Raw genomic sequence first — 24,157 nt, 5'->3', positions numbered from 1 at the left:
TGATCTTGCCTATTTAGGCCCGAGAATCTTCGTCAGTTTCTCCGGCGAAGGGGCCCCTTGCTGCTGTTGCAGCTCACCCTTGTCATCCATGTAGAAAATCGCCGGTGTCGCCTGCAGTTCCAGGTCTTCCATCAACTGCATGTTGGCGGCCAGTTTGGTCTGCACTGCTTTTGGAATGTCTTTCAAGGGCTTGAGGGTGCTGGCCTTGCCGGCCTTCTCGTGATCTTCCAGCGCTTTGGCGGGATCTTTCGCCGCCATCAACGCAGCGGATTTCGCCGGGCTGTCTTCGCGGATGATCCCGACCATGATGTGCCGCAGTTGCACCTTGCCGGCCTTGACCCATGGCCGGGCCTGTTCCCAGAACATGTTGCAGTACGGGCAGTTCGGATCGCTGAACAGGTACACGGTGCGCGGGGCATCCTTGTTGCCGTCCTGAATCCAGTTGCTGGCTTCGAACTTGCCCCAGATTTCCTTGGCCATCGGCGCGTAGACCATTTTCTGCAACGGCTCGCTGCTCAGGTCCTTGCCATCGGCGTCGTACAGATTGCCCAGCAGAACATGCTGGCCATCGGGCGTCAGGTACAGCGCCATGCCACGGTTCTGATACTGCGCCGCGTAACCGCGCAAGCCGTCTGGCGCGTCGAACTGGCCGACGATTTTCGCGCCTTTGGCTTCGATCTGCTTGATCGCGGCGGGCAGTTCTTCGGCGGCCTGCACCGACGGCAGGTGCAGCAGGGCAGTGCCCAGAGTCAGCGTCAGCAGGTGGCGGAGGCGGGGCATGGCAGTTTCCTTGCAGAGGTGGCCGGTGCGGCGGTTGGATTCGGGATGTCGAAGTTTTCCAGCGCCCGGGCCAGACTGGCGTTCGACAGTTCGCCCAGGTGGCTGGTCAGCAAACGACCGTCAGGACTGTAGAACAGCGTAGTCGGCAGCGCCATGGAACCCACGGCCTGACCGAGTCGGCCGCTGCGGTCGAACAGCACGTTGTTCAGGCTCAGGCCCTGGGTTTCGAGAAACGTTGCAACGCTTTGCATGCTTTCGGCCTGATTGACGAACAGAAAGGTCAGGTCCGGGCGCTGTTGTTGGGCATTTTCCAGCACCGGCATCTCGCGCCGGCACGGCGGGCACCAGGTTGCCCACAGGTTGATCACCAGTGGCCCGCCCTGATAGTCGCTGAGCTGGATGGTTTCCCCGGCTGCGTTGCGCAGGGTGATCTCCGGCAGGCGCGTGCCTTGTTCGTAAATGTTCAGCGACAGGGTCGCCAGCAACCAGAACAACACGCCGCTGGCCACGCCAAAACCCAGTGGCCGACGCAGGCCCGGGCGACGCCAGCCGCGATACAGCGCTGCGAGCAGCAGCACGACCACGCCCGGCCAGGCGAGGAAACCGCCGTCGCGCAAGTCGATGATCTGCCACGGATCGCTGCGATAGTGGCCCCAGTACAAGGCGACAAACGCGACGCGCGCCGCCAGCATGCCCAGCAGAAACAGGCTGAACAGCGCTGACTCGGGGTTATCGCCGCCACGCTTGGCCACCCGCCAGCCGACAAAGGTCGCCAGCGCCAGGGCGCTGATCAGCAGCAGGTGGTTAAGCGCAATGGCAAAGGTGCCGAGGGTGAACGTCAGCATCAGTTGGCGTCTCGAGTGGTGGTCCAGCGTTGCAGGAACGTATCGGCATCCACTTCACCGGTGATGCGCTGGCTGCGCCGTTCTTCGCCATCGGTGCCGATCCAGACAAAACTCGGTGGCCCCGGGACTTTGTAACGGCCGAGCAGCTCGCGGCTGGCGGCATTGTCGGCGGTGACGTCGAGGCGCAGCAGACGCACATCGCTCAGTGCCTGCATGACCTTGTCCTTGCCGAACACCTGTTTTTCCATGACTTTGCACGACACGCACCAGTCGGCGTAGTAATCGAGCAGCACCCACTGGCCCTGGGCTTTGGCGGCATCCAGTTCACGTTGCAGCGCTGCCGGTTCCTTGATCGTGGTGAACGCGTCATGCCCGCTCGGTGTGGCGCTGGCGACGCGGCCGGCACTGTATACCAGCAGCGGTTGATACGGGTCGTCACCGCCACCGGCGGCGCCGATCATCAACAGGCTGCCCCACACACCGAGCAGCAACGAACTGGCGCCGAATACCTGGGCGACCCGGCCGAAACCTTCGGACTGCTTCCAGGCGCAGAATGCGGCGATCAGCAGCAGCGCGCCGCACAGGCCCAGCCACAACGAGGCGTCCAGCACCGGGCGCAGCATCAGCAGTGCGGTCGCCAGGAACAGGAATCCGAAGATGCCCTTGAGCAGGTTCATCCACGCTCCGGGTTTGGGCAGGAAGCGATTGCCGACGGTGACCAGCAACAGCAGCGGCACACCGATGCCGATACCCAGCGCGAACAGAATCAGCCCACCGTGCAGGGCATTGCCGCTTTGCGCGATGTACAGCAGGGCGCCGGCCAGCGGCGCGGTCATGCACGGGCCGACCAGCAGGCCGGATAACGCACCGAGCACCCCGGCACCGATCAGGCTGCCGCCACTGCGGCTGCGCGAGGCGTGTTCCAGGCGATCGCGCAAGGCCACCGGCAATTGCAATTCGAAGAAGCCGAACATCGGCAGCGCCAGCACCACGAACACCGCCGCAAACGCGCCGAGCAGCCATGGATTTTGCAGCCATGCCTGCAGGTTGGCACCGAGCAGAGAGGCGATCACGCCCATGGCGGCGTACACCAGCGCCATGCAGATCACGTAGCTGCTGGCCAGGGCGAAACCACGGCGGGGCGTCGCGCCGCTTCCAACGATCATGCCGGCCAGAATCGGCAGCATCGGCAACGAGCAAGGGGTAAACGCCAGCAACAGACCAAGGCCGAAGAACACCAGCAGGCTCCAGCCCAGCGCCCGCTGCTCAAGGCCACTGGCCAGAGCCTGGTCCGGCGCTTCAGCACTGGCTGTCGGGGTTGCTTTGCCACCCAGATCGATGACCCGGGTTTGTGGCGGATAACACAGGCCCGCATCGGCGCAGCCCTGGTAACTGACCTTGATCTGACCGCTGGCCGCCGCCGGGATTTTTACCTCCAGCCCCTGGCGGTACACCGGTTGTTCACCAAAGAATTCGTCACTGTGCGACTCGCCCTCGGGCAATGTCGGCTGCTGGTCTGGCGCCAGACCGTCGAATTTCAGGCGTTTCTGGTACAGGTAATAGCCGTCGGTGATTTGCCAGAACAGCTGGGTTTCCCCGGACTCAAGGCGTTCGGAGGTGAGCACGAACGCTTTGTCGACCGGCAGGAATTCCGGTTTGCTCTCGAATGGATTGTTTCCTGCCTGGGCCAGGCCCGAGACAAGGAAAGCAAAAAACAGCAAGAAATGACGCATTAAGGAGACAGTCCCTGTGAAAAGTGAATGCACAGTGGCGGGCGGCGATTAACCGGTGATTAACCGCTGCCCGCAGAGGGGCGAGTGCTGGTTCGCCCAATGGTCTCCTATCGTATCGTCTTGCCCGGGTGTTCTCTATTCACAGACCATCATTGAGCAAGCCGGGCCAGGAGTTCTCATCCACATCGATTGGCCCGCCATCGATCTGATTGAGCCGGATGTTGTAGCGGATGTACTGATTACCGGTGAGAAAAATGTAGTAGTAACTGTCGGCAAGCGTGCGGTCATTCTGGGCGGCGGTAATGATCCGGTGCTTGTAGGGTGCCAGTCCGGGCCACGACTTCTCGTCGATCTTTTCCCGCATGAAGCGATTTTTCGCGATGTTGAGCGCCAGAGTGTTCCCGTCATTCAGAAGGAAACGAAAGATCTGACTCTTGAAACCGGGCATTTCCCACCAGGTGCCGGCGACAATCTGATTGAAATATGGCGTCAGAGGTGCCCAGAGGGTCTGTTCGATGGGGCAGGTGCTTCTGACCTTGTCCAGATCCTGATCATACTTGCAGACCATCGGTCCGCTTTCGTCGCTGTAGAAGAGCCACAGAATGTCGTCATCGGCCCCACTCTGTGCATCGGGGGCAACGCCGGTCGTGGTAAACCCGAAGCGCAGGTTTTTCACGTGGCAATGGAAACTGTCCCAGTTGTCCGGCATCACGGCTCTGGGGTAGCCGGCGGGCACCTTGTTGTCATTGATGTTGAAGCGCGTGTATTTGTTCGAATCCTTGAAGAAAAAATAAATGCGGTCCTTGCCGGATCGCCAGTCGACGGCGACAAAGTTTTTCAGTTCAGACATGTGCTGATTCCTTTCAGACAGGTAAGTGGTGCTGAGCCGGGCTTTTTTCATGCTGCAATGGCTGGCTGGCACGTGTACGGTTCGCAGACTAGCGCCCCGGCAGGACCGGTTGCAGCGAACATTCGTGGCCAGCTGTTTCAGGATCAAGGCCGGGGCCGGCAGGCCGGTGATCGGAGTGCTGTGTGTGTTTTAGTACGATCGCCATAATTGCGACTTAATCCTTTGCTGTTTGACTCGCTTTTTTCCTCAGGAAATGTCCATGCACGTACTGGTTTGCGAAGACGATGAACTGATCGCCAGCGGTATCGTTGCCGGTCTCACTGCCCAGGGGCTGACGGTCGAGCACGTCAACACCGCCTCCAAGGCGCGGGCGATGCTCAAGGTTGCCGAATTCGACGTGATGGTGCTCGATCTTGGCCTGCCTGACGAAGATGGCCTCAAATTGCTGCAACAACTGCGTCAGCAGGGCCTGGAAATTCCGGTGCTGATCCTTACCGCACGCGACTCGGTGACCGACCGGGTCGACGGCCTGCAGGCCGGGGCCGATGACTATCTGCTGAAACCCTTCGATCTGCGGGAGCTGTTCGCCCGTCTGCAAACTCTGTTGCGCCGGGTCGCCGGACGCAGCGTCAACCTGATCGAACACGGCGCGCTGACCTACGACCCGAGCAGCCGTGAAACGACTCTGGCCGGGCAACCGGTGGACCTGTCGCGGCGCGAGCAATCACTGTTGCAGGCGTTGTTGCATAACCGTGGCCGGGTATTGTCCACCGAGCAACTGAAGGACAGCGTCTACGGCTTCAACGACGAGCTGGAGAGCAACGCCCTCAACGTGCATATCCATCACCTGCGCAGCAAGCTTGGCAAGGGCATCGTTGAAACCGTGCGCGGCCTGGGTTATCGCCTCGGGCCGGCCGATGGTGGAGAGCAACAGAAGTGATGAGTCTGCGTCTGCGCCTGAGTCTGACCCTCGGCGCCGCGTTTGCCCTGATCTGGGCGCTGGCCGCGGCCTGGATGCTCAGTGACTTGCGCAATCAGATGATGTTTTCCCTCGACCAGCGGCTGGTGGCTTCGGCGCGCATGGTCGCCGGGCTGCTGGAGCAATTGCCGGCGTTGCCGAGCAAAGGCGAGGGCACTCATTTCAGTGCCGAACAGTTGAATATTCCTGGCGGCATGGCCTGTCAGGTCAGTTCGTTGCGCGGGGAAATTCTGGCCCGCAGTCACAGCAGCCCCGAGCAAACTCTGGAGGCCGAGAAAATGGGCTTCCACGACCAGATGATCGACGGCGCGCCGTGGCGCAGCTTCACCCTGGCCCGTGGTGATGTGCGTATCACCACCGCCGACCGGCAGATCGAGCGCGAAGCCCTGAACATGTCGATCCTGCTGGCGGCTTCGGTGCCGGTCGGCGTGGCGTTACTCGGTTGTCTGTGCCTGTTGTGGCTGGGCATCGGCCAGGGGTTGGCGCCACTCAATCGCCTGCGCGAAGCGCTGATGCGCCGCAACGCCGACTCGCTGGAACCCTTGCAGCTGCAAGCGTTTCCCAGTGAATTGAAACCGCTGCTCGATACGCAGAATCAGCTGTTCCAGCGCATCGGCAAGACCATCGAGCGCGAACGTCGCCTGACCGGGGACGCCGCCCATGAACTGCGCAGCCCGCTGACCGCGATCAAGACCCACCTGCAAGTGGCGCGGATGACCGAAGGCAGTGCCCGCGATCAGTCGCTGGCCCGCGCCGAGGAAGGCGCCGACCGCATGCACCGCACGCTGGAGCAATTGCTGTTGCTGGCCCGGGTCGAGGGCAGTTTGTCCTTCGATGACGGCGTGCAGTGCAGCGCCGAACAGGTGGCGAAACTGGCGATGCAGGATGCGGCGGGCGGCGAGCGCCAGCGCATCAGACTGCAATTGCCGACGCCGTTGTCCGCTGCGCCGGTGCAAATGCCGGCGGTGCTGTCGATTGCCGCGCTGCGCAACCTGCTTGACAACGCCCTGCGCCATACCCCGGCGGACGCTGAGGTGGAGCTGAGTCTGGAAACCGCCGGCCAGCGCGCACGCTTTGTGGTGCGCGACCACGGCCCGGGGATTGCGGCTGATGATTTGCAACATTTGACTCAACGCTTCTGGCGCAATGGCCAAAGCACCGGCTGCGGCCTCGGCCTGGCGATTGTGCAAGCCATCGTCCAGCGCTGCGCCTGCACCCTGCATTTCGACAGTCGCCCGGATGGCTTGCGGGTCGAGTTGACGATGCCGCTGCAGTCCCTCTGACCCCCCTGTAGGAGCTGCCGAAGGCTGCGATCTTTTGATCTTGATCTTGAAAAACAAAATCAAAAGATCGCAGCCTGCGGCAGCTCCTGCAGGGGATTGGTGGTGTGACACATCAAATGTAACTTCTCGGCATTGGTGATTCGGCCATCGCGGCGTTAAGGTCGGGGCTGCTCTGACTCAATGGATTGAGGGAACAAGACATGCAAGCTTCGATCTGCATCTGCCCGGCCACACCGGCCGACGCCGGTATTATCAGCCGCATCATCGAGCGTTCGATTCGCATCGGTTGTACGCTCGACCACCGCAACGACCCGCAACGGGTCAGCCGCTGGATCGACCGGCAATCGGCCGACGTCATCAGCGGTCATCTTGCTGACCCGCATTGTTATCTGAACATCGCGCTGCTACAGGACAAACCCGTGGGCGTCGGCATGGCAGCGGGCAACGGTGAAATCAGGTTTTGCCACGTGCAACCGGAATGGTTTCGCCGTGGCGCGGGACGCGCACTGATGACCGACCTGGAAGGCTGGCTGCGGATCCGCGGTGTGCCACGGGTGAGCGTTGCCAGCGCAGGTTTCGGCGCGGCTTTTTATCGGCATCTGGGTTACCGCGAAGCATCCCCGGCCCTCACCGGTCAGGGCTTTGCCCACGTCGCGCTGCACAAGCGTTTGTCGCCGCCGGAATGACAACTCGATCAAGGGTCTAAATCCTCACCCTGCTTAAGCGTTTCCAGAACAGGAAAACCTGCATGTGCGCCCCGCGATCGGAACGCGCACCTGTGCGGTGTGCTGTTTTGGTCACTATCCATAGCGTATTGAGGGGTCGAGAGATGTCAGTCGCCACCAGCCTTATCGAAGAGTCGTCGGCCCGGATCGCCTCCGCGCCGGCCGAAAACCTGTATCAGTTCAACGAGTCGCCGCTGCTGGCCCGCCAGAGTCAGCAGGAATCCAATGCCCGCAGCTACCCGCGACGCATTCCGCTGGCACTCAAGCGCGCCAAGGGTCTGTATGTCGAAGACGTTGAAGGCCGTACCTTCATCGATTGCCTGGCCGGTGCCGGCACCCTGGCCCTGGGGCACAACCATCCGGTGGTGATCGAGGCGATCCAGCAAGTGCTCGCCGATGAACTGCCGCTGCACACGCTCGACCTGACCACGCCAGTGAAGGATCAATTCGTTCAGGACCTGTTCGGATTGCTGCCGCCGGCGCTGGCGGCCGAGGCAAAAATCCAGTTCTGCGGCCCGTCCGGCACCGATGCGGTGGAAGCCGCGTTGAAACTGGTGCGCACCGCCACCGGGCGCAGCACCGTGTTGTCGTTCTCCGGCGGTTATCACGGCATGAGCCAGGGGGCGTTGAGCCTGATGGGTAGCCTGGGGCCGAAAAAGCCGCTGGGCGCGTTGCTCAGCAACGGCGTGCAATTCATGCCGTTCCCGTACGACTACCGTTGCCCGTTCGGCCTCGGCGGCGCAGCCGGGGTGAAAGCCAACTTGAGTTATCTGGAAAACCTGCTCAACGACCCCGAGGCCGGGGTGCAGTTGCCGGCGGCGGTGATCGTTGAAGCGGTGCAGGGCGAGGGCGGGGTGATTCCGGCCGACATCGAGTGGCTGCGCGGCTTGCGTCGGATCACCGAGAAGGCTGGCGTGGCGCTGATCGTCGACGAGATCCAGAGCGGTTTCGCCCGTACCGGCAAGATGTTTGCTTTCGAACACGCCGATATCGTCCCGGATGTGGTGGTGCTGTCCAAAGCCATCGGCGGCAGCCTGCCACTGGCAGTGGTGGTCTACCGCGACTGGCTCGACACCTGGCAACCGGGTGCCCACGCCGGCACCTTCCGTGGCAATCAGATGGCGATGGCCGCCGGTTCCGCGGTGATGCGTTATCTGCTTGAGCACAAGGTCTGCGAGCACGCCGCGGCGATGGGCGAGCGCCTGAGCGAACACTTGCGCATCCTGCAACGTGACTTCCCGCAACTGGGCGACATTCGTGGTCGCGGCCTGATGCTCGGCGTCGAACTGGTTGACCCGAACGGCGCGCTGGACGCTCTTGGTCACCCACCCGCGTTCGCCCGTCTGGCACCGCTGGTGCAGCGCGAATGCCTCAAGCGCGGACTGATTCTCGAGTTGGGCGGCCGCCATGGTGCGGTGGTGCGTTTCCTGCCGCCGCTGGTCATCACCGCCGCCGAAATCGACCGCGTCGCCGAAATCTTTGGCCGCGCCCTGGCTGCCGCCACCGCCGCTGTGTAAATTTTTCGCAGCGCCGAACGTTCTATCTACATACCCGGCTGCACCCCGAGTGCAGCCCACCCTTACAACGATGGAGAACCAGCATGACGTCAGTATTCGACCGCGAGGACATCCTCTTTCAGGTCGTGGTCAACCACGAAGAGCAATACTCGATCTGGCCGGATTACAAAGCCGTGCCGGAGGGCTGGCGCACCGTGGGCAAGAGCGGCCTGAAAAAGGAATGCCTGGCCTACATCGAAGAAGTCTGGACCGACATGCGTCCGCTGAGCCTGCGCCAGAAGATGGAAGGGCAGGCGGCTGCTCAGTAATTCGTCGGCCAAAAACAAACCCGCTGCACTGGTGACAGGCAGCGGGTTTTTTCATGGCCTGCAAAAGATCGCAGCCTACGGCAGCTCCTACAGGGTGTAAATATTCCCGTGTAGGAGCTGCCGAAGGCTGCGATCTTTTGACCTTAGGCCGAAGGCCCGCCGCTCAACCCCTTGAGCAACACATCCACATTCCCCTCCAGCTCCGCCACCGGATCCTCGGCATCGGTACTCAACACCAGCAAATGACTGCCCGACTCGGCAATCGCCGCTTTCACCGCTTCCGACGGCTGGCGATGATGCAACACCAGCGCCACGTCATTGTCCTTGAGCGTCGCCGTGAGTTTCTTCAAGTCCTCGGTTGTCCACTCGGCATCCGGCCGTGGATCCTGACCGATCAGCTCCAGGTTCAGACTGCCGATCAGGTAACCGAAGTGATCACTGAGGCTCATCACGCTCAGGTTGTCGGCCTCGGCCAGGCGCGCTTCGCTGTCGGCGCTGAGTTTGAGCAGGCGCTGTTTCAGCGTTGCCAGATTGGCTTCGATTTTCGGTTTGGCCGAAGGCGCCAGACGCACCAGATCCGCCGCGATCACGTCGGCCATGCGCCCCATGTTGTTGCCCGCCAGCCACGGCTGACTGTTCAGCCCATCGACCTTCAAGCCCGGTTGCACGGCAATCCCCGGCAGGGCGCCGTCCACCGGCCGCGCCGCGTCGACCTCGACAATGCGAATGTTGCTGCGCCGCGCAATCGGGTACAGCGGATCATCGGTCCACAGCGAGCGCACGCCGATTACCGCGTCGGCATCGGTTGCCAGCTTGCCCAGCGCCGGAGCGCCGCGGCCGGTGAAGTACGCGGTCTGACGGCTGCCTGGCAGATTCGCCGGGGCCGCACGCTCAAGGCTCACATCAGTGCCTTTGAGCAACACCTCGCCCAGGCCGTAGGTGATGGGCAGCGAGGCCAGTACGCGCAATGGTCTGGTGTTTTCAGCCGCCAGCAACGGGCTGCCGACCACGCCGCACAGAGCCATGGCCAGGGTCAGTTTTCGCAGTGAAAAAGTCATTTATCCAAGGTTCCCTTTCAGACTCGGGACAACCCCGCGCGCAATGGCGGCGAGGGCGAAGGCGATGCCGGCGACCAGAATGATCGCGGCGCCAGACGGGATCGGCAGATCGAACACGATCGGCGCGAGAATCCCGCACAGCGTGCTGACGGTGGCAATCAGCACCGAACACCAGAAGAAGCCCTTGAGCGACTGGCTGAGCAACCGCGCGGCGGCCGCCGGAATCACCAGCAACGCGCCGACCAGAATCGCGCCGATGACCTTCACCGCCGCGACGGTGATCAGCGTCACCAGAATCACGAACAGGTAATCCAGAGTCTTCACCGCCACGCCGCGCACCGCCGCCAGTTGCGGGTTGAAACTGGCGAGCATGATTCGGTTGTACAGCGGCAGCGCCAAAGCCATGACCAGCGAGCCGACGATGGCCAGCACCAGCAGGTCGTTGCCATTGACGGTGAGCACCGAACCGAACAGCACGTTCTCCAGAATATGCACGTTGATCTTGCCGGCGAGAATCAGCAGCAGGCTCGCGCCGAGGGCCAGCGACACCGAGAGAAACACACCGATCAGAGTGTCCGGCGCCAGGCCGGTGCGGTTGCGCAGGTAGTTGAGCAGGATGCCGAACAGCAGGCAGTAACCGAACAGGCTGCCGTACGGCCCGGTGTAGGGTTCGCCGAGCAGAATGCCGATGGCCACGCCGGTCAGCGCCGCATGGCCGACCGCTTCGGAGAAGAATGCGAAGCGCTTGACCACCACCAGTGTGCCGAGGCCACCGAGCACCGGGCCGATCAACAGCCCGGCGAGCAGCGCATTGACCACAAATCCGTAGGCCAGCGCTTCCGGCAGGTAACCGGACGACGCCCAGCCCTGGACCATCAATCGAAAGGCTTCGTAACTCATCAGACAGCGCTCCGTGGATGGGTCGAAAACAGGCTCAGCAGGCGTTCCGGGGTCAGCGCCTGTTGCGGGGTGGCGTCGAACAGTACGCGACGATTGAGACCGGTAACCCGGTCGGCCAGACGCTTGACCGCTTCCAGATCGTGCTCGATCCACAGCACGGTGATGCCGGCCGCGCGCCAGTCGCCGAGCAGGCGTTCGAACACCTGGATGCCGGCTTCGTCGAGGGCTGACATCGGCTCATCCAGCACCAGCAATTGCGGGGCCGGGATCAAGCCTTGAGCGAGCAACACGCGCTGACGTTCGCCGCCGGACAACGCGCCCATGCGCCGCTTGCGTTTGTCCTGCATACCGACCCGCTCCAGTGCCTCGCCGATGGCCTTGGCGTAGTGTCTGCTCAAGCCGAGAAACGCCGGGCGACGCTGGCACATGGCGGCCATGAAATCGTCGACGGTCATTGGCAGGCCGCGATCGAATTCCAGTGCCTGCGGCACATAACCGATGGTGCCGGGCGCGCCGGGCCAGTGCAGGCTCAGTCGGCCCTGATGGGGCATCTGCCCGAGCAGGGTCTTGATCAGCGAGCTCTTGCCGCCACCGTTGGGGCCGACCAGTGCGTGCACGTGGCCGGGTTGCACCTGGAAGGTGACGTTGTCGAGGATCGTGGTGCGCCCGAGGGTCAGAGAGACTTGCGCAAAATCCAGCGTCGGCCCACTTACCCCTTGTGGGAGCGGGCTTGCTCGCGAATGCGGTGGTTCATTCAATAATGATGCTGACTGACCGGACGCCTTCGCGAGCAAGCTCGCTCCCACAGGGGATGGCGGGGTGTCAGAGAGGGTTTCTTTTGCTGTCATGCCCCGGACTCCTGAATCGCCCGCACCACGGTGTCGAGGTTGCCGGTCATTTCCTTTTCGTACTTGTCGGCGGTGTATTCGCCATAGGAAATGTGTGACAGCGGGTACAGCTTCACGCCGGACTCACGCTGGATGGTTTCGACGTAAGTGGACGGGAAATCCATCTCGGAGAAGATCACCTTCACGTCGAGTTCGCGCAGTTGGTCGATGGTCTTTTTCAGCTGGCTCGGGCTCGGTTCGATGCCGTGGGCCGGTTCGACCACGGCCGTCACTTCCAGGCCGAATTCGCGCAGCAGGTAGTCGTAGGCCGCATGCACCGTGGCGACGCGCAGTTCGGCATTGGGTGCCTGGGTCAGTTTCGCCAGCGCATCGGCGCGCATCTGCCGCAGGCGTTTGCCGTAGGCGCGGGCGTTCTGCGTGTAGGTTTTGGCGTTGTCCGGATCGAGTTTGCCCAGCTCGCGGGCAATGTTGTTGACCTGGGCAATCGAGGCACTGATCGACAGGAAGGTGTGCGGGTTGACCACTTTGCCGGCACCGCGTGCAGCGGTGCCGGTGGCGGCCAGCAGCGGCACGTTCTCGTTGGCTTCGATGGTCTTGATGTTCGGCGTTTCGCTGGCGGCGATCATGCGGTCGGCGAAGTCGTCATGGCCGACGCCGTTGAGCACGATCACGTCCAGCCCGCTGATGCGCTTGATGTCCTCGGCCCGTGGCTCATAGGCGTGCGGGTTGAAACCGGCGGGAATCAGCGGCACCACGTCGGCCTTGTCGCCGACGATGTTGGCCACATAGCTGTAATACGGGTGCAGGGTGATGCCGATGCGCAGGCGTTTGGCTGGATCGGCGCCGGCCAGTGGGCTCAGCAGGCATGCGCACAGGCCTAACAGCAGGGTGCGCAGGAAAGGACGGCGAGTCAGGGAAATAAGCATGGGCTAGCGGTCTTCTCTCGGGTGAAGGCGAAGGTTCAGTGGCGATGCTCGCGGGTCACCCCGGCATCGAACTGCGCGACGATCTGTTTCCAGCCAGCGGCCGATAGCGCAGCGTCGGTCAGTTCGGCAGGCGTCTTCGGATCGGCGTTGCGGTTGAGCCAGATGTCCGGCGCGGCATTGGCGTCTGCACTCAACAACATCACGAACGATCCGGCGACGGCGGGCGACTGGCTGTGGCCGAAATAGGCGCTGTCCGCCAGCAGCTGCCAGGCATGCCCGCCACGGCTGATCGAGCTGGCGTCCTGGGCGAACGGAGCGAAACCTTCATCGGCCAGCGTTTGCGGGGCCGGCAGGCTTTGCTGTTCTTCACGCAGCAGGCGGATTTCGTCGAGGGTCACCCGCAGATCGGCGTAGATGCCTTGCTCGGCGGCGCTGAGGTCGCGCCGCGCATCAAGTTGATGGCTGGCGACTGGCTCCGGCTCATGGGCAACCCCACGCCATGCCACCACTGAGGCGGCAACGGCGAGGATCAGCAGGCATAACAGCAGGACATTGAGGGTTTCATGACCGGCACCGGCCGGGCGTACGACTTGCGTGGTAGGTGTGCTCATGGGGCCTCGATGTCCGCTTGGTCGATTTCCACGACGTGACCGGGACCGGCGTCGAACAGTACATAGAATTCGGCAGCGGGCCTCTTGAAGGTCAGCGTCGAGTCGGCGCCGAGCTTGCCCGGCACCAGAATGGTTTCGTCATAACCGATCACGTCCAGCGTTACTCCCGGTGCGCCGCTGCCGTCGGAGAAGCCGCCGGTGCATCTGATCTGGTCATCGCCGACGGCCTTGCATTCGCACATCGGGTTATGGGCCAGGGCGCCGGCGCTGAAACCTGCGCACAGCATCAGCAACGCGGCGCGCAACCGCAGGCAGGAAGGGCGTTGAACGCGGTTCATGGTTTGGCTCCTTGTTTGTTCAGCCAGGCGATGGTCGCGGGGGAGGCCTGGCTCAGGGGAATCGAGGCCTGATGCAGGCTGCCGTCCCAGCCTTCCATGGTGATCCACAGTTCGGCGTCAGAACGGGTCTTTTCCGGAATCGGCATTTGTGTGCCCATGCGGTACGGCGTACCGAAGAAGATGGTTCCAGCGGCGCGCAGGCTGCGCGGCTTGCCGATGCGCAGGTAGGTAGCCTTGACCTGATCGATACAGGCATCACACAGGGCGGCGCTGAAATCCTTCATATAGCCGGCCGGCCCGGTGAGAGTCGGCGCTTCGTTGCGCAATTCGGCCAGTCGCAGGCTCCACGGGCCGACCTGGATGTTGCCAATCTCCCGTTGACCCAAACCGCTGTCGCCGCGAAACAGCGATGCATCGGCAAAATACTTGGGCATGAAGCCCAACGGAATCAGCAGGAGCAGGACATTGAGGTGAAAGCGCCATTGGTGCCAGTAACGGGCCAGTCGGGAGGGCGGTGTGATCGTGCTGGACTTGCTCACAGGCTCACCTCCGAAGGCACACGGGTACGGGCCGGTTGTGCCTTGCGGTTCTTCTTTTCTTCGCGCTTCAGCGCATTGGCGGTTGCCAGCGCGGTGCGCTTGGTCCAGATCAGCAAACCGCTGAGTACCATCATGCTCAGCAGCAGGCCGAAGAAGAACCAGATCAGCTTGATCCAGATTCCACCGAAATCACCCGTGTGCAGCGGTCGCATCGACTCGGTGACAAACTCCAGCGAGGAGCGATCGGACAGCAGGCGAGAAGCGGCCATGTCGCCGTTGTAAGGATTGAGCGTTGCGGTCTGGAACATCAGCGGATACCAGCCGCGACCGCCGACGCTCATGTGGCTGTAGGCGTTGCCCGGAAGGCTGACGAAACTGGCTTCCAGCCCCGGAATCTTCTGCTGGGCGATCTCGACGGCGCGGTCCAGGCTGATGCGCGGCGGCGGTGTGCCGGCGGCCGATATCGGCACGCTTTCCCGGGACACGGCAGGAATGATCGGCTCGCTGGAAATGGAGATCTGGTTGTCGAACAGGATCGCGCGGATCAGGAACCAGATGCCGGTGATGGAGATCACCGCGATGAACCAGATCGACCAGATGCCGCACAGCCGGTGAAAGTCGCCCCAGAAGATCCGCGCGCCGTGGCGTATGCGCAGGGTCGGGCGCAGAAAGCCTTTCCAGAATTTTTTGTAGACCACCAACCCGGTGATCAGCGACACCAGCATCGGCACTCCAAGGAACGACACCAGATACCAGCCCCAACTGAAACCGTTGGTGAACGGCACCAGCCACCAACCGTGCAGGGCGCGAGTGAACGCCTTGAAGTCGAAGCTGGGGGCGGTGCCCTGAATGACCCCGGTGTACGGATTGACATAGACCGTGAGCGAACGACCGTCCGGGTAGCTCACTTCGACATCGAGGGCGAAGTGCGACTCGTCGGGACGGCTGATGCTTTGTACCAGGGTCTGCGGCTCGGCCTGTTTGATCGCCGCCAGTACCTGATCGTAACTGAGTAGCGGCGCGTCGTCCGACGGCTGGCTCGCACGCATCTGCGGGTTGGCCAGCCAGACGATTTCCTGGCTGATCACCGCCAGCGTACCGGTGACGCAGACGATCAGGACAAAAAACCAGATCGGCAGCGCGAGCCAGCTATGCACCAGGAACCACAGTTTCGAGCGGGATTTCTTTGACATGATTGCGCGTCTTGATTCGGTGAGTGGAGCCTCTGCTACGGGCTTCGCAGCATGGTTCTCCGTAAAAGGCGCGGTCGTGGCTGTTGCCTACGCGAACGGCCTGCATCTCTATAGGACGGATGAGCCGGACAAATCCCGAAAGACGATATGAAAGCAAATGTTTCGCACTTCGCAGGGAGCAGCGAGATCCCCCTGTAGGAGCTGCGGCACGCTGCGATCTTTTGATCTTGATCTTTAAACAACAGATCAAAAGATCGCAGCCTCGTTGCACTCGACAGCTCCTACAGGATTTTGCGGTTCGTCAGATCAAACACGATTCATGAACGTGGCACTCACTGTCAGGCAATTGATGGCCGGTTCGCGCTCCTTATGATGGAAATCACTGGATTCCCCGAACGAGCGCCCTGATGAGCCCCAGAACCCTCTACGACAAACACATCGACTCACACACCGTGTGCCGCCTCGACGATCAGGGCCACGTGCTGCTGTATATCGACCGCCAGGTGATCAACGAATACACCAGCCCTCAGGCGTTCAGCGGTTTGCGCGCCGCCGGGCGCAAGGTCTGGCGGCCGGGTACGGCGTTGGCGGTGGTCGATCACGTCAACCCGACCACGCCGCTGCGCGTGGCGGCAATGCCCGACGCGGGCGGTGCGCGGCAGGTGTCGTATCTGGCGGAAAATTGCCGGGACTTTGGCATCGAACTGCTGGACATCCTCGACAAGCGTCAGGGCATCGAGCATGTGATCGCCCCGGAGCAGGGCTTCATTCTGCCGGGCATGGTCATCGCCGCCGGTGACAGCCACACCACCACTTACGGTGCGCTGGGGGCGTTCGGGTTTGGCATTGGCACCTCGGAAATCGAGCATCTGCTGGCCTCGCAGACCCTGGTCTATAAACGCCTGAAAAGCATGCGCGTGACGGTTGAGGGCGAACTGGGCCCGGGGCTGACTTCAAAGGATGTGATCATGGCGCTGATCGGCCAGATCGGTGCCTCCGGCGCCAGCGGTTACGCCATCGAGTTCTGCGGTTCGACCATCGATGCGCTGAGCGTCGAAGCGCGCATGACCATTTGCAACATGGCCGTAGAGGCCGGCGCACGCGGTGCGTTCATGGCGCCGGACGAAAAAGTCTTTGCCTATCTCAAGGGCAAACCCCGGGCGCCACAAGGCGAGTTGTGGGAGCGCGGCGTGACAAAGTGGCGTGAATTGCGCAGCGATCCCGACGCCGAGTTCGACCGCGAAGTACACCTGGACGCCAGCCTGCTGGAGCCGATGGTCACCTGGGGCACCAGCCCGGATCAGGCGGCTGCCATTGGCGCACACGTGCCTGACCCGCAGAGCATCGACGATCCGATCCTGCGTCAGGACATGCGTCGCGCCCTTCAATACATGGGGCTGGAGGCGGGCATGGCACTGCGCGATATCGTTATCAGTCATGCCTTTATCGGCTCCTGCACCAACGCGCGGATCGAGGATCTGCGTGACGCCGCCAGCGTGGTGCGGGGACGGCAGGTGGCCGGGCATGTGCGGGCGATGATCGTGCCCGGCTCCAGCGAAGTGCGCGCTCAGGCCGAGGCCGAAGGACTGGCGCAGATCTTCATCGATGCCGGTTTTGAATGGCGCCAGTCGGGCTGCTCGATGTGCCTGGCGATGAACGATGACGTACTCGCGCCAGGCGACCGCTGCGCTTCCAGCACCAACCGCAATTTCGAAGGCCGGCAGGGCGCCGGAGCGCGCACGCACCTGATGAGTCCGGCGATGGTGGCCGCCGCCGCCATCAGCGGCCACCTGACCGACATCCGCCACTTTGGAGAACGCCCATGAGCCTGCAACCTTTCACGCACGTCAGCGGCCAGGCCGCGCCGCTGCTGGCGGCCAACGTCGACACCGATGTGATCATGCCCAAGCAGTTTCTCAAGGGCATCGATCGCCAGGGCCTGGATCGTGGCGTGTTTTTCGATCTGCGTTTTCTCGCCGACGGCACGCTCAACCCTGAGTTCGTGTTGAACCAACCCACCTGGCAGGGCGCGAGCTTTCTGGTGGTCGGGGCGAATTTCGGCTGTGGTTCCAGCCGTGAACACGCGGTGTGGGGATTGCAGCAGTTGGGCATTCGCGCGCTGATCGGCAGCAGCTTTGCCGGGATCTTCTACGACAACTGCCAGCGCAACGGGGTGTTGCTGATTACCCTGGACGAGGCGCAGGTGCAGCGCATTGGCCGGTTGGTGAGTCAGCCTGAAACGGCACGGATCAATGTTGATCTAGAGGCGCAGCAGATCCGTCTGGCGGACGGTGAAGTCATCGATTTCCAGATTGATGGTTTGCGCAAGACATCGCTGTTGCTGGGGCTGGATGCGATTGGCAGTACCTTGCAACGGCGTGAGCAGATCGAGGCATTCGAGCGCGAACACCTGGCGGCCAACCCATGGCTGACCTGACACACCTTTGACCCTGTGGGAGCTGGCTTGCCAGCGATGAGGCCAGCACATCCAGCATTTATATCGGCTGGGCTGACGCCTTCGCTGGCAAGCCAGCTCCCACAAGGTTTTGTGGTGTTTGGGTTACAGAGAAAGATCCTTGAAATGCCCCTGCAAAAACTCCACACACGCCCGCAGCTTGCCGGAGTTGGCCAGTCGCGTCGGGTACACCGCCCAGACATTGGCGCTCTGGCTGTAACCGGCCAGCACCGGCACCAGGCGGCCCTGTTCCAGCAACGGTTTCACATCCCACAACGAACGCAGCAACACGCCGCGTCCGTCGAGCGCCCATTGCAGGACGATCTCGCCGTTGTTGGACGATAACGGCCCACTGACCCGCACGCTTTCCGGCGTACCGTCGCGATCCAGATTCCAGATGCCAAAGGCGTTATCGCGCTCCTTGATCACCAGGCAATCGTGCTGTTGCAGATCCTCTAGGGTCTGCGGTGTGCCACGGCGTTGCAGGTACTCGGGCGCAGCGCACAGCACCCGGCGGTTGCTCACCAGTTGCCGGCCGATGTGCTGGCCGGGCAGGTCGTCGCCGACGCGGATTTCCAGATCAAAACCTTCGTTGACGATATCCACCGCGCGGTCGAACAGGTCCAGGCGAATCTGCAACTGCGGGTGAAGCTCGGCCAGCCGCGAAACCGCAGGCGCCACATGGTTACGGCCGAAACCGAAGCTGCTGCAGATGTGCAAGCGCCCGCGCGGGCTGTCGTGGGCGTCGGCGAGGTCGTCGCGCAGTTGCTGGAAGTCATCGAGAATACGCAAGGCCCAGCGCTGCACCCGCTCGCCGTCCTCGGTCAGTGACACGCGACGACTGGTGCGGTGCAACAGGCGGGTGCCGAGGGTCGATTCGAGAATCTGGATGCGTTTGCTGACGTAAGCCGGGGACAGGCCCAGCTCATCGGCAGCGGCGGCGAAACCGTGCTTGCGGATCACGGTCAGCAGCACGCGCAGGTCTTCGGGCAGGGGCACGGGGTCTTGGTTCTGGGACATGTGGGAACGGGAACTGGCGGCACAAGCCGCCAGCATAGCATCGGCGGAGAACGCTCGATTCAGCGCAGGAAATCCAGGGCTTCGGCGAGCAGCAACTCAGGCACTTCTTCGGCCAGATAATGCCCGGCCGGCAGCGCCTTGCCGCTGACGTCGGTTGCCACGTGCTGCCATTCCTTGAGCGGATCGAAGCAACGGCCGACCGCGCCTTCGGCGCCCCACAACACCCGCAGTGGCAGGTCAAGATGATTGCCGGCAGCGATGTCGGCGCGGTCATGTTCCAGATCGATACTTGCGCTGGCGCGGTAATCCTCGCAAATGCCCCGGGCACTGCCGGGACGTTGCAGGCAGCGCAGGTATTCGCTGAACGCAGGCTCGGTGAACGGCGCAAGTCCGGCGCTGCGGCTGCCCATTACGCTGCGCAGGTAGGCTTGCGGATCGGCTTCGATCAGGGTTTCCGGTAACGGCGCCGGGCGGATCAGGAAAAACCAGTGCCAATAGGCACGGGCGAAGGCTTCGTTGGTCTGGGTGTACATCGCCAGGGTCGGCGCGATGTCCAGCAGCATCATCCGCTGTACGGCAGATGGATGGTCGAGGGCCAGGCGATGGGCGACCCGGGCGCCACGGTCGTGGGCCAGAATCGAAAACTGCGCAAAGCCCAGCGACTGCATCAACTCGACGTTGTCCCTGGCCATTTCACGTTTTGAATAGCTGCGGTGCTGCTCATCGGCGGCGGGGCGGGCGCTGTCGCCATACCCGCGCAAGTCGGCGGCGACCACGGTGAAGTGCTCGGCCAGTTGCTCGGCGATTTTGTGCCAGATCACGTGGGTCTGCGGGTGCCCGTGCAAGAGCAACAGGCCCGGGCCGCTGCCGCCGAGGCAATAGGTGATGTCGACGCCGTTGACGTGGCGCTGGTCTTTGACGAATCCGGCAAACATCGGGCTGATCCTTGTTCAGGTGCTTGTAGGGGGCATCCTGAAAGTCTCTGGCATGCCGGGCAAGGGGTGAAGCGTGGTGTGGTGGTTCATGAAGTGTGATGTGTGTCGTCAGGGCTGGCCCCTTCGCGGGCAAGCCCGCTCCCACAGTGTTTTTCTGTGTGACACCCATCGTGTAAACACCAAAGATCCCTGTGGGAGCGGGCTTGCCCGCGAAGAGGCCAGCCCAAACCCTGAAGATCTCAACCTTGGCTGAACATCTCCATCGCCCGCTGCTTGATCTGCTCTTCCGTCAGATCTTCCTTGCGCGTAGCCAGAAACCACACATGCCCATACGGGTCCTTCAGTGTCCCGCTGCGATCACCGTAAAACTGATCCTTGACCTCCGACACCGAAGTCGCCCCTGCATCCAGCGCCCGTTGGAAGGACTTGTCGACATCGGTGACGTACAGATGCAAACCGACCGCCACGGCATTGTCCGGACCACTCAATGGTCCTTGGTCGCACGGCGTGCCGAGCATGATCGCGCTGTCGCCAATGCGCAGTTCGGCGTGGCCGACGCGCCCGTCGGGCATGTCCAGGCGCATGACCTGCGTGGCGCCAAAGGCTTTTTTGTAGAACTCGATGGCCTCGGCGGCCTTGAGGATGCCGAGGTACGGGGTAATGCTGTGATACCCCTCGGGAATGGGTTTGACGCTCATGACGTTCTCCCTGTTTTTGTTTTGCGAGGTGTGGCCCCACAGGATTTGTGGAAGATTGACTATAGAACTGTCTGCGCGGCCAGGAATTTTCCCCGACGAGCAGTCAGCCGAGAAAATGCGCCCCCGGTCCTTGTTCGCCGAGCACGTCACCCTGATTGCGCAACGGGCAGGCTTCCATCGACAGACAGCCGCAGCCGATGCAACCGGTGAGCCGGTCGCGCAACAGTGTCAATTGGTTGATTCGTTCGTCCAGCTCCCGCCGCCACTGCTCGGACAGGACTTTCCAGTCCGCCGCTGTCGGCGCGCGATCGTCCGGAAGTTTCTTCAGCGCGTCGCCAATCTCCGCCAGCGGAATGCCCAAGCGTTGCGCAACCTTGATCAGCGCCACCCGACGCAACACTTCCCGTGGATAGCGGCGCTGATTGCCGGCATTGCGCTGGCTCTTGATCAAACCCTTGGTTTCATAAAAGTGCAGGGCGGTGACCGCCACTCCGCTGCGCGCAGCGACTTCGCCGACGGTGAGCTGTTTGTGCAGGTTTTCCGGGGTGATCATTTTGCAAAAGGACTCTTGACCTTGACTTAACTAGAGGTTTTACCCTGCAGGCCTTCGAGTCGCAAGACTCGGCTTACGATGAGTGGGGACTTCTCATGCAAACCTCGACGAAAAATCGCAGCTTTACCCAATTGATCGAATTCGAGATCGAACCGCGCCAGCAGCCGGCGCTGGTGACGGCGCTGGCGCAACAGACCGAGCATCTGGCGCAACGCTACGCAGGCTTCGTCTGCGCCAGCGTCCAGGTCAGCGACGACGGTCGGCGGGTGCTGAGCCTGCTGCAATGGCAGACCCGCGAGGCCGGGGAGGCGGCGTTCAGCCGTTTTGAAAGCGGCGAGCAGGATTTCTGGCAACTGATCCGCGCCCACCAGGCGAAAACCGTGACGTTCAATTCGTTCCAGGTGCTGAGCAGCATCGCCCGCAGTCATGACGATGCGCTGCACTGCAATCTGCTGGGCTAGATCGACAGCTGGATCAGCCGTTCGCCTTGCAGGTTCTCCGTGAGTCGCCGCTTGTTCACCGCCAGTTCGCCGATCTTGATCAGCCGCGTGCGGGTGACATTGCGGCTCAGCCCGAGCAGGGCCGCCGTGTGTACCTGGTTGTAATGGCAGAAGCGGTAGGCGGCGCGCAGCAGGGCGTCTTCGACCTTTTCGTGAAGGGCGCCGGCCTGCTGCTCAAAGAGCTTTTGAAAGGCCCGCTCCAGCAGTGCTTCCGGTGAATCGTCGGCGCTCGACTGCTGATCGTCCGGGCGCTCGATGCGCAGGTTCGACAGACGCAAATCATCACGCTCGATCACGCCGTTTCGGCAGATCAGCAAGGTGTGATGGATGACGTTTTCCAGTTCGCGGATGTTGCCCGGCCAACTGTAGCTGCGCAGCTTGTGCTCGGCACCGGGGCTGATGCTGACGCGTCCGTAACCCAGGCGCTGGCTGTAGGCCTCGATGAAATGCCGGGTCAGCGGCAGGATATCGCCGGGCCGTTCGCGCAACGGGCTGAGTTCCAGGTTGACCACGTTCAACCGGTAGAACAGGTCTTCGCGAAAGTTGCCGGCATTGATCGCCTTTTCCAGTTGCACGTTGGTCGCCGCCAGCACCCGCACATCGATGGGAACGCTCTTGCGCGAGCCAAGGCGCACCACTTCGCGCTCCTGCAGCACCCGCAGCAACTTGACCTGAATCGCCATCGGCAAATCGCCGATTTCGTCGAGGAACAAGGTGCCTCCATCCGCCTCTTCGAACCAGCCGGCCTTGGCACTCAGGGCGCCGGTGAAGGCACCTTTTTCGTGGCCGAACAGTTCGGCTTCCACCAGCGATTCGGAGAAGGCGCCGCAGTTGACTGCGACAAACGGCCGATGCCGGCGATTGCTCAGGTTGTGGATGTGCCGCGCCACCAGTTCCTTGCCGGTGCCGGTCTCGCCGATGATCAGCACGCTGGCTTCGCTCGGCGCGACCTGTTGCAGATGGGCGAGCAGGGCCTGGGATTTCGGATCTTCGAAGACCTGCGCGGTGGCGCGGATCGACGTCGCCAGGGCGGGTGAGGGCGGAAGGGTCAGCAGTTGCATGGGGCTCGCTCCATTGAAGGCAAGGTCAGGAATAGAACGTCGGCACCGGCAGCGCCTGGTTCAGTGCCCAGTCGCCCAGCTCGTGGAGTTTGTAATCGAGCGGGTCGTGCAGGGTCTGGGTGCGCAGGTTGCGCCAGTGCCGGTCGAGGCGCAGCGAGGCGTGGGTCGAACGCGCGCCGGTGACTTCGAACAAACGGCTGCAGATCTCCAGCCCCTGACGACTGGCGGCGACCTTGGCGGTGGCAATCGCCGTGGCCAGGTGCCCACGCTCTTCTGCGCTCAGGTTCGGGCCTTTGGCCCAGGCCTCGTCGAGCAGCGCGGCGGCCCGTTCGACCAGCAGGCGAATGCCTTCCAGCGCGACCCAGAACTCGCCGTAATGCGCGAGCACGTACGGGTCTTCGCGCACATCACGGGCCACGGATCTGTGCCACAGCCGGGTTTCGCTCAGGGTGTATTGCCGGGCTTCGTCGAAGGCACCTTCGGCGATGCCGAGGAACATGTGAGTGAAGGTCAGTTGCGCGATCAGCGGACGCAGGCAGGCGAACGGTGTGCTCAACGGGCCGGGATCGAGCAGCAGCTCGGATTCTTCGACCCGCACCCGTTCGAAGGTGGCGCTGCCACTGTCGGTCTGGCGCTGGCCGATGTTGTTCCAGTCATCGTGCAGAGTGATGCCGCTGCGCCCGCTGGGAATCGCCGCGATCAGCAACTTGCCGCCGGCGCTTTCGTCCACCGCCGAGGCGATCAGCATCTGCGAATCGCTGGCGCCGGAGCAGAAACTTTTCTTCCCGGAGAATTCGCGCCAGCCACCGAAGTCCTTGACCACGGTGCGGGTGTCGAGCGGGTTGAGGGCGTTGCCCCAGAACCAGTTCTGCCGTGCGGTCTGTTCGAACCACGGCTGCCATTGTTCCGGGCGCGAGAACAGGCGCACGGTGGCGAGCATCAGGTGATGAAAACCGAACACGTGGGCGATGGAACTGTCGACCTTGGCGAACTCGCGCACGATCTGCAGGGTTTCGCTCCATGTCGCGCCGAGGCCGCCGTAGCGGGTAGGAATGCTCAGGGCCAGCAGGCCGCTGTCGCGCAGGGCATCGCGCTCGGCCTTCGGCGTGCCACCGCGCTCGTCACGCTCGACGGCGGTGAGGGCGAATTCGGCGGCCAGTTGACGGGCGGTCTGCAGGGGGGAGAGCAGGGTGCTTTGTGGTTTGGCGGTCACACCAAAACTCCTATGTTCTACAACTTCCGTGTAGGAGCTGCCGCAGGCTGCGATCTTTTGATTTGATTTTTTACAAGCAAGATCAACAGATCGCAGCCTGCGGCAGCTCCTACAGTGGACGTTTTAGGCCTTTGCCTGGGTGGGCAACACATCGTTGGCAATCATTTCGCCAAACGGCCCGGTGAGGTTGGTCACGCCGCGTCCGGCCAGGCTTGCGTACGGCTCGGGCAGCAACGGGAACACCAGTTCGGCAAAGCGGTAGGCCTCTTCCAGGTGCGGATAGCCGGAG

The 24,157-nt window shown here is 62.5% G+C and carries 26 protein-coding genes and 1 pseudogene; 8 read left to right on the top strand and 19 right to left on the bottom strand.

Annotated features, from left to right (window positions below; translation table 11 throughout):
- Positions 1-9: 9 nt before the first annotated feature.
- From dsbG to DBR18_RS16300, 4 genes are all read right to left on the bottom strand, one after another.
- Positions 10-780, bottom strand: a complete 771-nt coding sequence (dsbG, locus tag DBR18_RS16315; RefSeq protein ID WP_108591093.1) for a thiol:disulfide interchange protein DsbG — start codon at positions 778-780, stop codon at positions 10-12.
- Positions 756-1,625: a TlpA disulfide reductase family protein gene (locus DBR18_RS16310; protein ID WP_108591092.1), complete on the bottom strand. Its 870-nt coding sequence runs from the start codon at positions 1,623-1,625 to the stop codon at positions 756-758. The genes dsbG and DBR18_RS16310 overlap by 25 nt, the downstream gene beginning before the upstream one ends.
- Complete coding sequence (gene dsbD / locus DBR18_RS16305) at positions 1,625-3,358, bottom strand: protein-disulfide reductase DsbD (protein ID WP_108591091.1); 1,734 nt, start codon at positions 3,356-3,358, stop codon at positions 1,625-1,627. The genes DBR18_RS16310 and dsbD overlap by 1 nt, the downstream gene beginning before the upstream one ends.
- A 139-nt stretch (positions 3,359-3,497) precedes the next feature.
- Complete coding sequence (locus DBR18_RS16300) at positions 3,498-4,208, bottom strand: hypothetical protein (protein ID WP_108591090.1); 711 nt, start codon at positions 4,206-4,208, stop codon at positions 3,498-3,500.
- A gap of 259 nt (positions 4,209-4,467) precedes the next feature.
- Here DBR18_RS16300 and DBR18_RS16295 point away from each other — a divergent pair, with 259 nt between their 5' ends.
- The 5 genes from DBR18_RS16295 (at position 4,468) to DBR18_RS16270 (ending at position 9,020) form a co-directional block, all read left to right on the top strand.
- Positions 4,468-5,148 carry a response regulator gene (locus DBR18_RS16295; RefSeq protein WP_007969056.1) on the top strand — a complete coding sequence of 227 codons (681 nt, stop codon included), beginning with the start codon at positions 4,468-4,470 and terminating at the stop codon, positions 5,146-5,148.
- A complete protein-coding gene (locus DBR18_RS16290) occupies positions 5,148-6,470 on the top strand; it encodes an ATP-binding protein (RefSeq protein ID WP_108591089.1) in 1,323 nt (440 codons plus the stop codon). Before DBR18_RS16295 ends, DBR18_RS16290 begins: the two co-directional genes overlap by 1 nt.
- A 200-nt stretch (positions 6,471-6,670) precedes the next feature.
- Positions 6,671-7,156, top strand: coding sequence for a GNAT family N-acetyltransferase (locus DBR18_RS16280; RefSeq protein WP_108591088.1), 486 nt, complete (start codon positions 6,671-6,673; stop codon positions 7,154-7,156).
- A 143-nt stretch (positions 7,157-7,299) separates the two neighbouring features.
- Positions 7,300-8,712 carry an aspartate aminotransferase family protein gene (locus DBR18_RS16275; RefSeq protein WP_108591087.1) on the top strand — a complete coding sequence of 471 codons (1,413 nt, stop codon included), beginning with the start codon at positions 7,300-7,302 and terminating at the stop codon, positions 8,710-8,712.
- Between the two features lie 83 nt (positions 8,713-8,795).
- A complete protein-coding gene (locus DBR18_RS16270; RefSeq protein WP_003226665.1) occupies positions 8,796-9,020 on the top strand; it encodes an MbtH family protein in 225 nt (74 codons plus the stop codon).
- Positions 9,021-9,163: 143 nt separating this feature from the next.
- Here DBR18_RS16270 and DBR18_RS16265 read toward each other — a convergent pair whose 3' ends face one another.
- From DBR18_RS16265 to DBR18_RS16230, 8 genes are read right to left on the bottom strand one after another with little or no spacing between them, the layout of a single operon-like run.
- Positions 9,164-10,078, bottom strand: a complete 915-nt coding sequence (locus tag DBR18_RS16265; protein ID WP_108591086.1) for a metal ABC transporter solute-binding protein, Zn/Mn family — start codon at positions 10,076-10,078, stop codon at positions 9,164-9,166.
- Entirely contained in the window at positions 10,079-10,978 is a 900-nt protein-coding gene (locus tag DBR18_RS16260) for a metal ABC transporter permease (protein WP_003226663.1), read from the bottom strand.
- Positions 10,978-11,826 (bottom strand): metal ABC transporter ATP-binding protein, encoded by an 849-nt coding sequence (locus tag DBR18_RS16255; protein ID WP_108591085.1) that lies wholly within the window; start codon positions 11,824-11,826, stop codon positions 10,978-10,980. The genes DBR18_RS16260 and DBR18_RS16255 overlap by 1 nt, the downstream gene beginning before the upstream one ends.
- On the bottom strand, positions 11,823-12,752 hold the full coding sequence (locus tag DBR18_RS16250) for a metal ABC transporter substrate-binding protein (RefSeq protein WP_108591084.1): 930 nt from the start codon (positions 12,750-12,752) through the stop codon (positions 11,823-11,825). The genes DBR18_RS16255 and DBR18_RS16250 overlap by 4 nt, the downstream gene beginning before the upstream one ends.
- A gap of 35 nt (positions 12,753-12,787) precedes the next feature.
- On the bottom strand, positions 12,788-13,363 hold the full coding sequence (locus DBR18_RS16245; RefSeq protein WP_108591083.1) for a DUF6162 family protein: 576 nt from the start codon (positions 13,361-13,363) through the stop codon (positions 12,788-12,790).
- Positions 13,360-13,701, bottom strand: a complete 342-nt coding sequence (locus DBR18_RS16240) for a hypothetical protein (protein WP_108591082.1) — start codon at positions 13,699-13,701, stop codon at positions 13,360-13,362. The genes DBR18_RS16245 and DBR18_RS16240 overlap by 4 nt, the downstream gene beginning before the upstream one ends.
- The gene (locus tag DBR18_RS16235) at positions 13,698-14,240 is read right to left on the bottom strand and encodes a thiamine pyrophosphate-binding protein (RefSeq protein ID WP_108591081.1); all 543 of its coding nucleotides are present in this window, start codon (positions 14,238-14,240) and stop codon (positions 13,698-13,700) included. The genes DBR18_RS16240 and DBR18_RS16235 overlap by 4 nt, the downstream gene beginning before the upstream one ends.
- The gene (locus tag DBR18_RS16230; protein WP_108591080.1) at positions 14,237-15,433 is read right to left on the bottom strand and encodes a PepSY domain-containing protein; all 1,197 of its coding nucleotides are present in this window, start codon (positions 15,431-15,433) and stop codon (positions 14,237-14,239) included. Before DBR18_RS16230 ends, DBR18_RS16235 begins: the two co-directional genes overlap by 4 nt.
- A 407-nt stretch (positions 15,434-15,840) precedes the next feature.
- On the opposite strand from DBR18_RS16230, the gene leuC reads away from it, so the two are divergent.
- Together leuC and leuD are read left to right on the top strand one after the other, a co-directional pair.
- On the top strand, positions 15,841-17,259 hold the full coding sequence (gene leuC / locus DBR18_RS16225; protein WP_108591079.1) for a 3-isopropylmalate dehydratase large subunit: 1,419 nt from the start codon (positions 15,841-15,843) through the stop codon (positions 17,257-17,259).
- Positions 17,256-17,870 carry a 3-isopropylmalate dehydratase small subunit gene (gene leuD, locus DBR18_RS16220; protein ID WP_108591078.1) on the top strand — a complete coding sequence of 205 codons (615 nt, stop codon included), beginning with the start codon at positions 17,256-17,258 and terminating at the stop codon, positions 17,868-17,870. Before leuC ends, leuD begins: the two co-directional genes overlap by 4 nt.
- Positions 17,871-17,993: 123 nt before the next feature.
- Here leuD and DBR18_RS16215 read toward each other — a convergent pair whose 3' ends face one another.
- From DBR18_RS16215 to soxR, 4 genes are all read right to left on the bottom strand, one after another.
- Positions 17,994-18,944: a LysR substrate-binding domain-containing protein gene (locus DBR18_RS16215; protein WP_108591077.1), complete on the bottom strand. Its 951-nt coding sequence runs from the start codon at positions 18,942-18,944 to the stop codon at positions 17,994-17,996.
- A gap of 23 nt (positions 18,945-18,967) precedes the next feature.
- Positions 18,968-19,843, bottom strand: a complete 876-nt coding sequence (locus DBR18_RS16210) for an alpha/beta fold hydrolase (RefSeq protein ID WP_108591076.1) — start codon at positions 19,841-19,843, stop codon at positions 18,968-18,970.
- Positions 19,844-20,082: 239 nt separating this feature from the next.
- On the bottom strand, positions 20,083-20,541 hold the full coding sequence (locus DBR18_RS16205; protein ID WP_108591075.1) for a VOC family protein: 459 nt from the start codon (positions 20,539-20,541) through the stop codon (positions 20,083-20,085).
- 103 nt (positions 20,542-20,644) lie between these two features.
- Positions 20,645-21,094, bottom strand: coding sequence for a redox-sensitive transcriptional activator SoxR (gene soxR, locus DBR18_RS16200; RefSeq protein WP_108591074.1), 450 nt, complete (start codon positions 21,092-21,094; stop codon positions 20,645-20,647).
- Positions 21,095-21,189: 95 nt separating this feature from the next.
- Here soxR and DBR18_RS16195 point away from each other — a divergent pair, with 95 nt between their 5' ends.
- Positions 21,190-21,555, top strand: coding sequence for an antibiotic biosynthesis monooxygenase (locus DBR18_RS16195; protein WP_108591073.1), 366 nt, complete (start codon positions 21,190-21,192; stop codon positions 21,553-21,555).
- On the opposite strand, the gene DBR18_RS16190 is transcribed toward DBR18_RS16195, so the two are convergent.
- The 3 genes and pseudogenes from DBR18_RS16190 to DBR18_RS29320 form a co-directional block, all read right to left on the bottom strand.
- Positions 21,552-22,655, bottom strand: a complete 1,104-nt coding sequence (locus DBR18_RS16190) for a sigma-54-dependent Fis family transcriptional regulator (protein WP_108591072.1) — start codon at positions 22,653-22,655, stop codon at positions 21,552-21,554. The two genes, DBR18_RS16195 and DBR18_RS16190, sit on opposite strands and share 4 nt — an antisense overlap.
- 25 nt (positions 22,656-22,680) lie before the next feature.
- Complete coding sequence (locus DBR18_RS16185; protein WP_108591071.1) at positions 22,681-23,868, bottom strand: acyl-CoA dehydrogenase family protein; 1,188 nt, start codon at positions 23,866-23,868, stop codon at positions 22,681-22,683.
- Between the two features lie 123 nt (positions 23,869-23,991).
- Positions 23,992-24,157 (bottom strand): annotated as a pseudogene (locus DBR18_RS29320) (alkanesulfonate monooxygenase); the annotation flags it as partial.

It is taken from the genome of Pseudomonas sp. HMWF021 (genome assembly GCF_003061005.1).
Taxonomy (GTDB): domain Bacteria; phylum Pseudomonadota; class Gammaproteobacteria; order Pseudomonadales; family Pseudomonadaceae; genus Aquipseudomonas.
This window is presented reverse-complemented; position numbering and strand designations above follow the sequence as displayed.

What these genes read in the sequence shown, in the direction of transcription:
- DBR18_RS16215 (WP_108591077.1), bottom strand. Translation starts at nt 18,944, where the DNA reads ATGCTGGCGGCTTGTGCCGCCAGTTCCCGTTCCCACATGTCCCAGAAC.
- soxR (WP_108591074.1), bottom strand. Translation starts at nt 21,094, where the DNA reads ATGATCACCCCGGAAAACCTGCACAAACAGCTCACCGTCGGCGAAGTC.
- dsbD (WP_108591091.1), bottom strand. Translation starts at nt 3,358, where the DNA reads ATGCGTCATTTCTTGCTGTTTTTTGCTTTCCTTGTCTCGGGCCTGGCC.
- DBR18_RS16230 (WP_108591080.1), bottom strand. Translation starts at nt 15,433, where the DNA reads ATGTCAAAGAAATCCCGCTCGAAACTGTGGTTCCTGGTGCATAGCTGG.
- DBR18_RS16270 (WP_003226665.1), top strand. Translation starts at nt 8,796, where the DNA reads ATGACGTCAGTATTCGACCGCGAGGACATCCTCTTTCAGGTCGTGGTC.
- DBR18_RS16295 (WP_007969056.1), top strand. Translation starts at nt 4,468, where the DNA reads ATGCACGTACTGGTTTGCGAAGACGATGAACTGATCGCCAGCGGTATC.
- DBR18_RS16240 (WP_108591082.1), bottom strand. Translation starts at nt 13,701, where the DNA reads ATGAACCGCGTTCAACGCCCTTCCTGCCTGCGGTTGCGCGCCGCGTTG.
- dsbG (WP_108591093.1), bottom strand. Translation starts at nt 780, where the DNA reads ATGCCCCGCCTCCGCCACCTGCTGACGCTGACTCTGGGCACTGCCCTG.
- leuD (WP_108591078.1), top strand. Translation starts at nt 17,256, where the DNA reads ATGAGCCTGCAACCTTTCACGCACGTCAGCGGCCAGGCCGCGCCGCTG.
- DBR18_RS16190 (WP_108591072.1), bottom strand. Translation starts at nt 22,655, where the DNA reads ATGCAACTGCTGACCCTTCCGCCCTCACCCGCCCTGGCGACGTCGATC.
- DBR18_RS16300 (WP_108591090.1), bottom strand. Translation starts at nt 4,208, where the DNA reads ATGTCTGAACTGAAAAACTTTGTCGCCGTCGACTGGCGATCCGGCAAG.
- DBR18_RS16250 (WP_108591084.1), bottom strand. Translation starts at nt 12,752, where the DNA reads ATGCTTATTTCCCTGACTCGCCGTCCTTTCCTGCGCACCCTGCTGTTA.
- DBR18_RS16260 (WP_003226663.1), bottom strand. Translation starts at nt 10,978, where the DNA reads ATGAGTTACGAAGCCTTTCGATTGATGGTCCAGGGCTGGGCGTCGTCC.
- DBR18_RS16265 (WP_108591086.1), bottom strand. Translation starts at nt 10,078, where the DNA reads ATGACTTTTTCACTGCGAAAACTGACCCTGGCCATGGCTCTGTGCGGC.
- DBR18_RS16210 (WP_108591076.1), bottom strand. Translation starts at nt 19,843, where the DNA reads ATGTTTGCCGGATTCGTCAAAGACCAGCGCCACGTCAACGGCGTCGAC.
- DBR18_RS16195 (WP_108591073.1), top strand. Translation starts at nt 21,190, where the DNA reads ATGCAAACCTCGACGAAAAATCGCAGCTTTACCCAATTGATCGAATTC.
- DBR18_RS16310 (WP_108591092.1), bottom strand. Translation starts at nt 1,625, where the DNA reads ATGCTGACGTTCACCCTCGGCACCTTTGCCATTGCGCTTAACCACCTG.
- DBR18_RS16255 (WP_108591085.1), bottom strand. Translation starts at nt 11,826, where the DNA reads ATGACAGCAAAAGAAACCCTCTCTGACACCCCGCCATCCCCTGTGGGA.
- leuC (WP_108591079.1), top strand. Translation starts at nt 15,841, where the DNA reads ATGAGCCCCAGAACCCTCTACGACAAACACATCGACTCACACACCGTG.
- DBR18_RS16245 (WP_108591083.1), bottom strand. Translation starts at nt 13,363, where the DNA reads ATGAGCACACCTACCACGCAAGTCGTACGCCCGGCCGGTGCCGGTCAT.
- DBR18_RS16275 (WP_108591087.1), top strand. Translation starts at nt 7,300, where the DNA reads ATGTCAGTCGCCACCAGCCTTATCGAAGAGTCGTCGGCCCGGATCGCC.
- DBR18_RS16280 (WP_108591088.1), top strand. Translation starts at nt 6,671, where the DNA reads ATGCAAGCTTCGATCTGCATCTGCCCGGCCACACCGGCCGACGCCGGT.
- DBR18_RS16205 (WP_108591075.1), bottom strand. Translation starts at nt 20,541, where the DNA reads ATGAGCGTCAAACCCATTCCCGAGGGGTATCACAGCATTACCCCGTAC.
- DBR18_RS16290 (WP_108591089.1), top strand. Translation starts at nt 5,148, where the DNA reads ATGAGTCTGCGTCTGCGCCTGAGTCTGACCCTCGGCGCCGCGTTTGCC.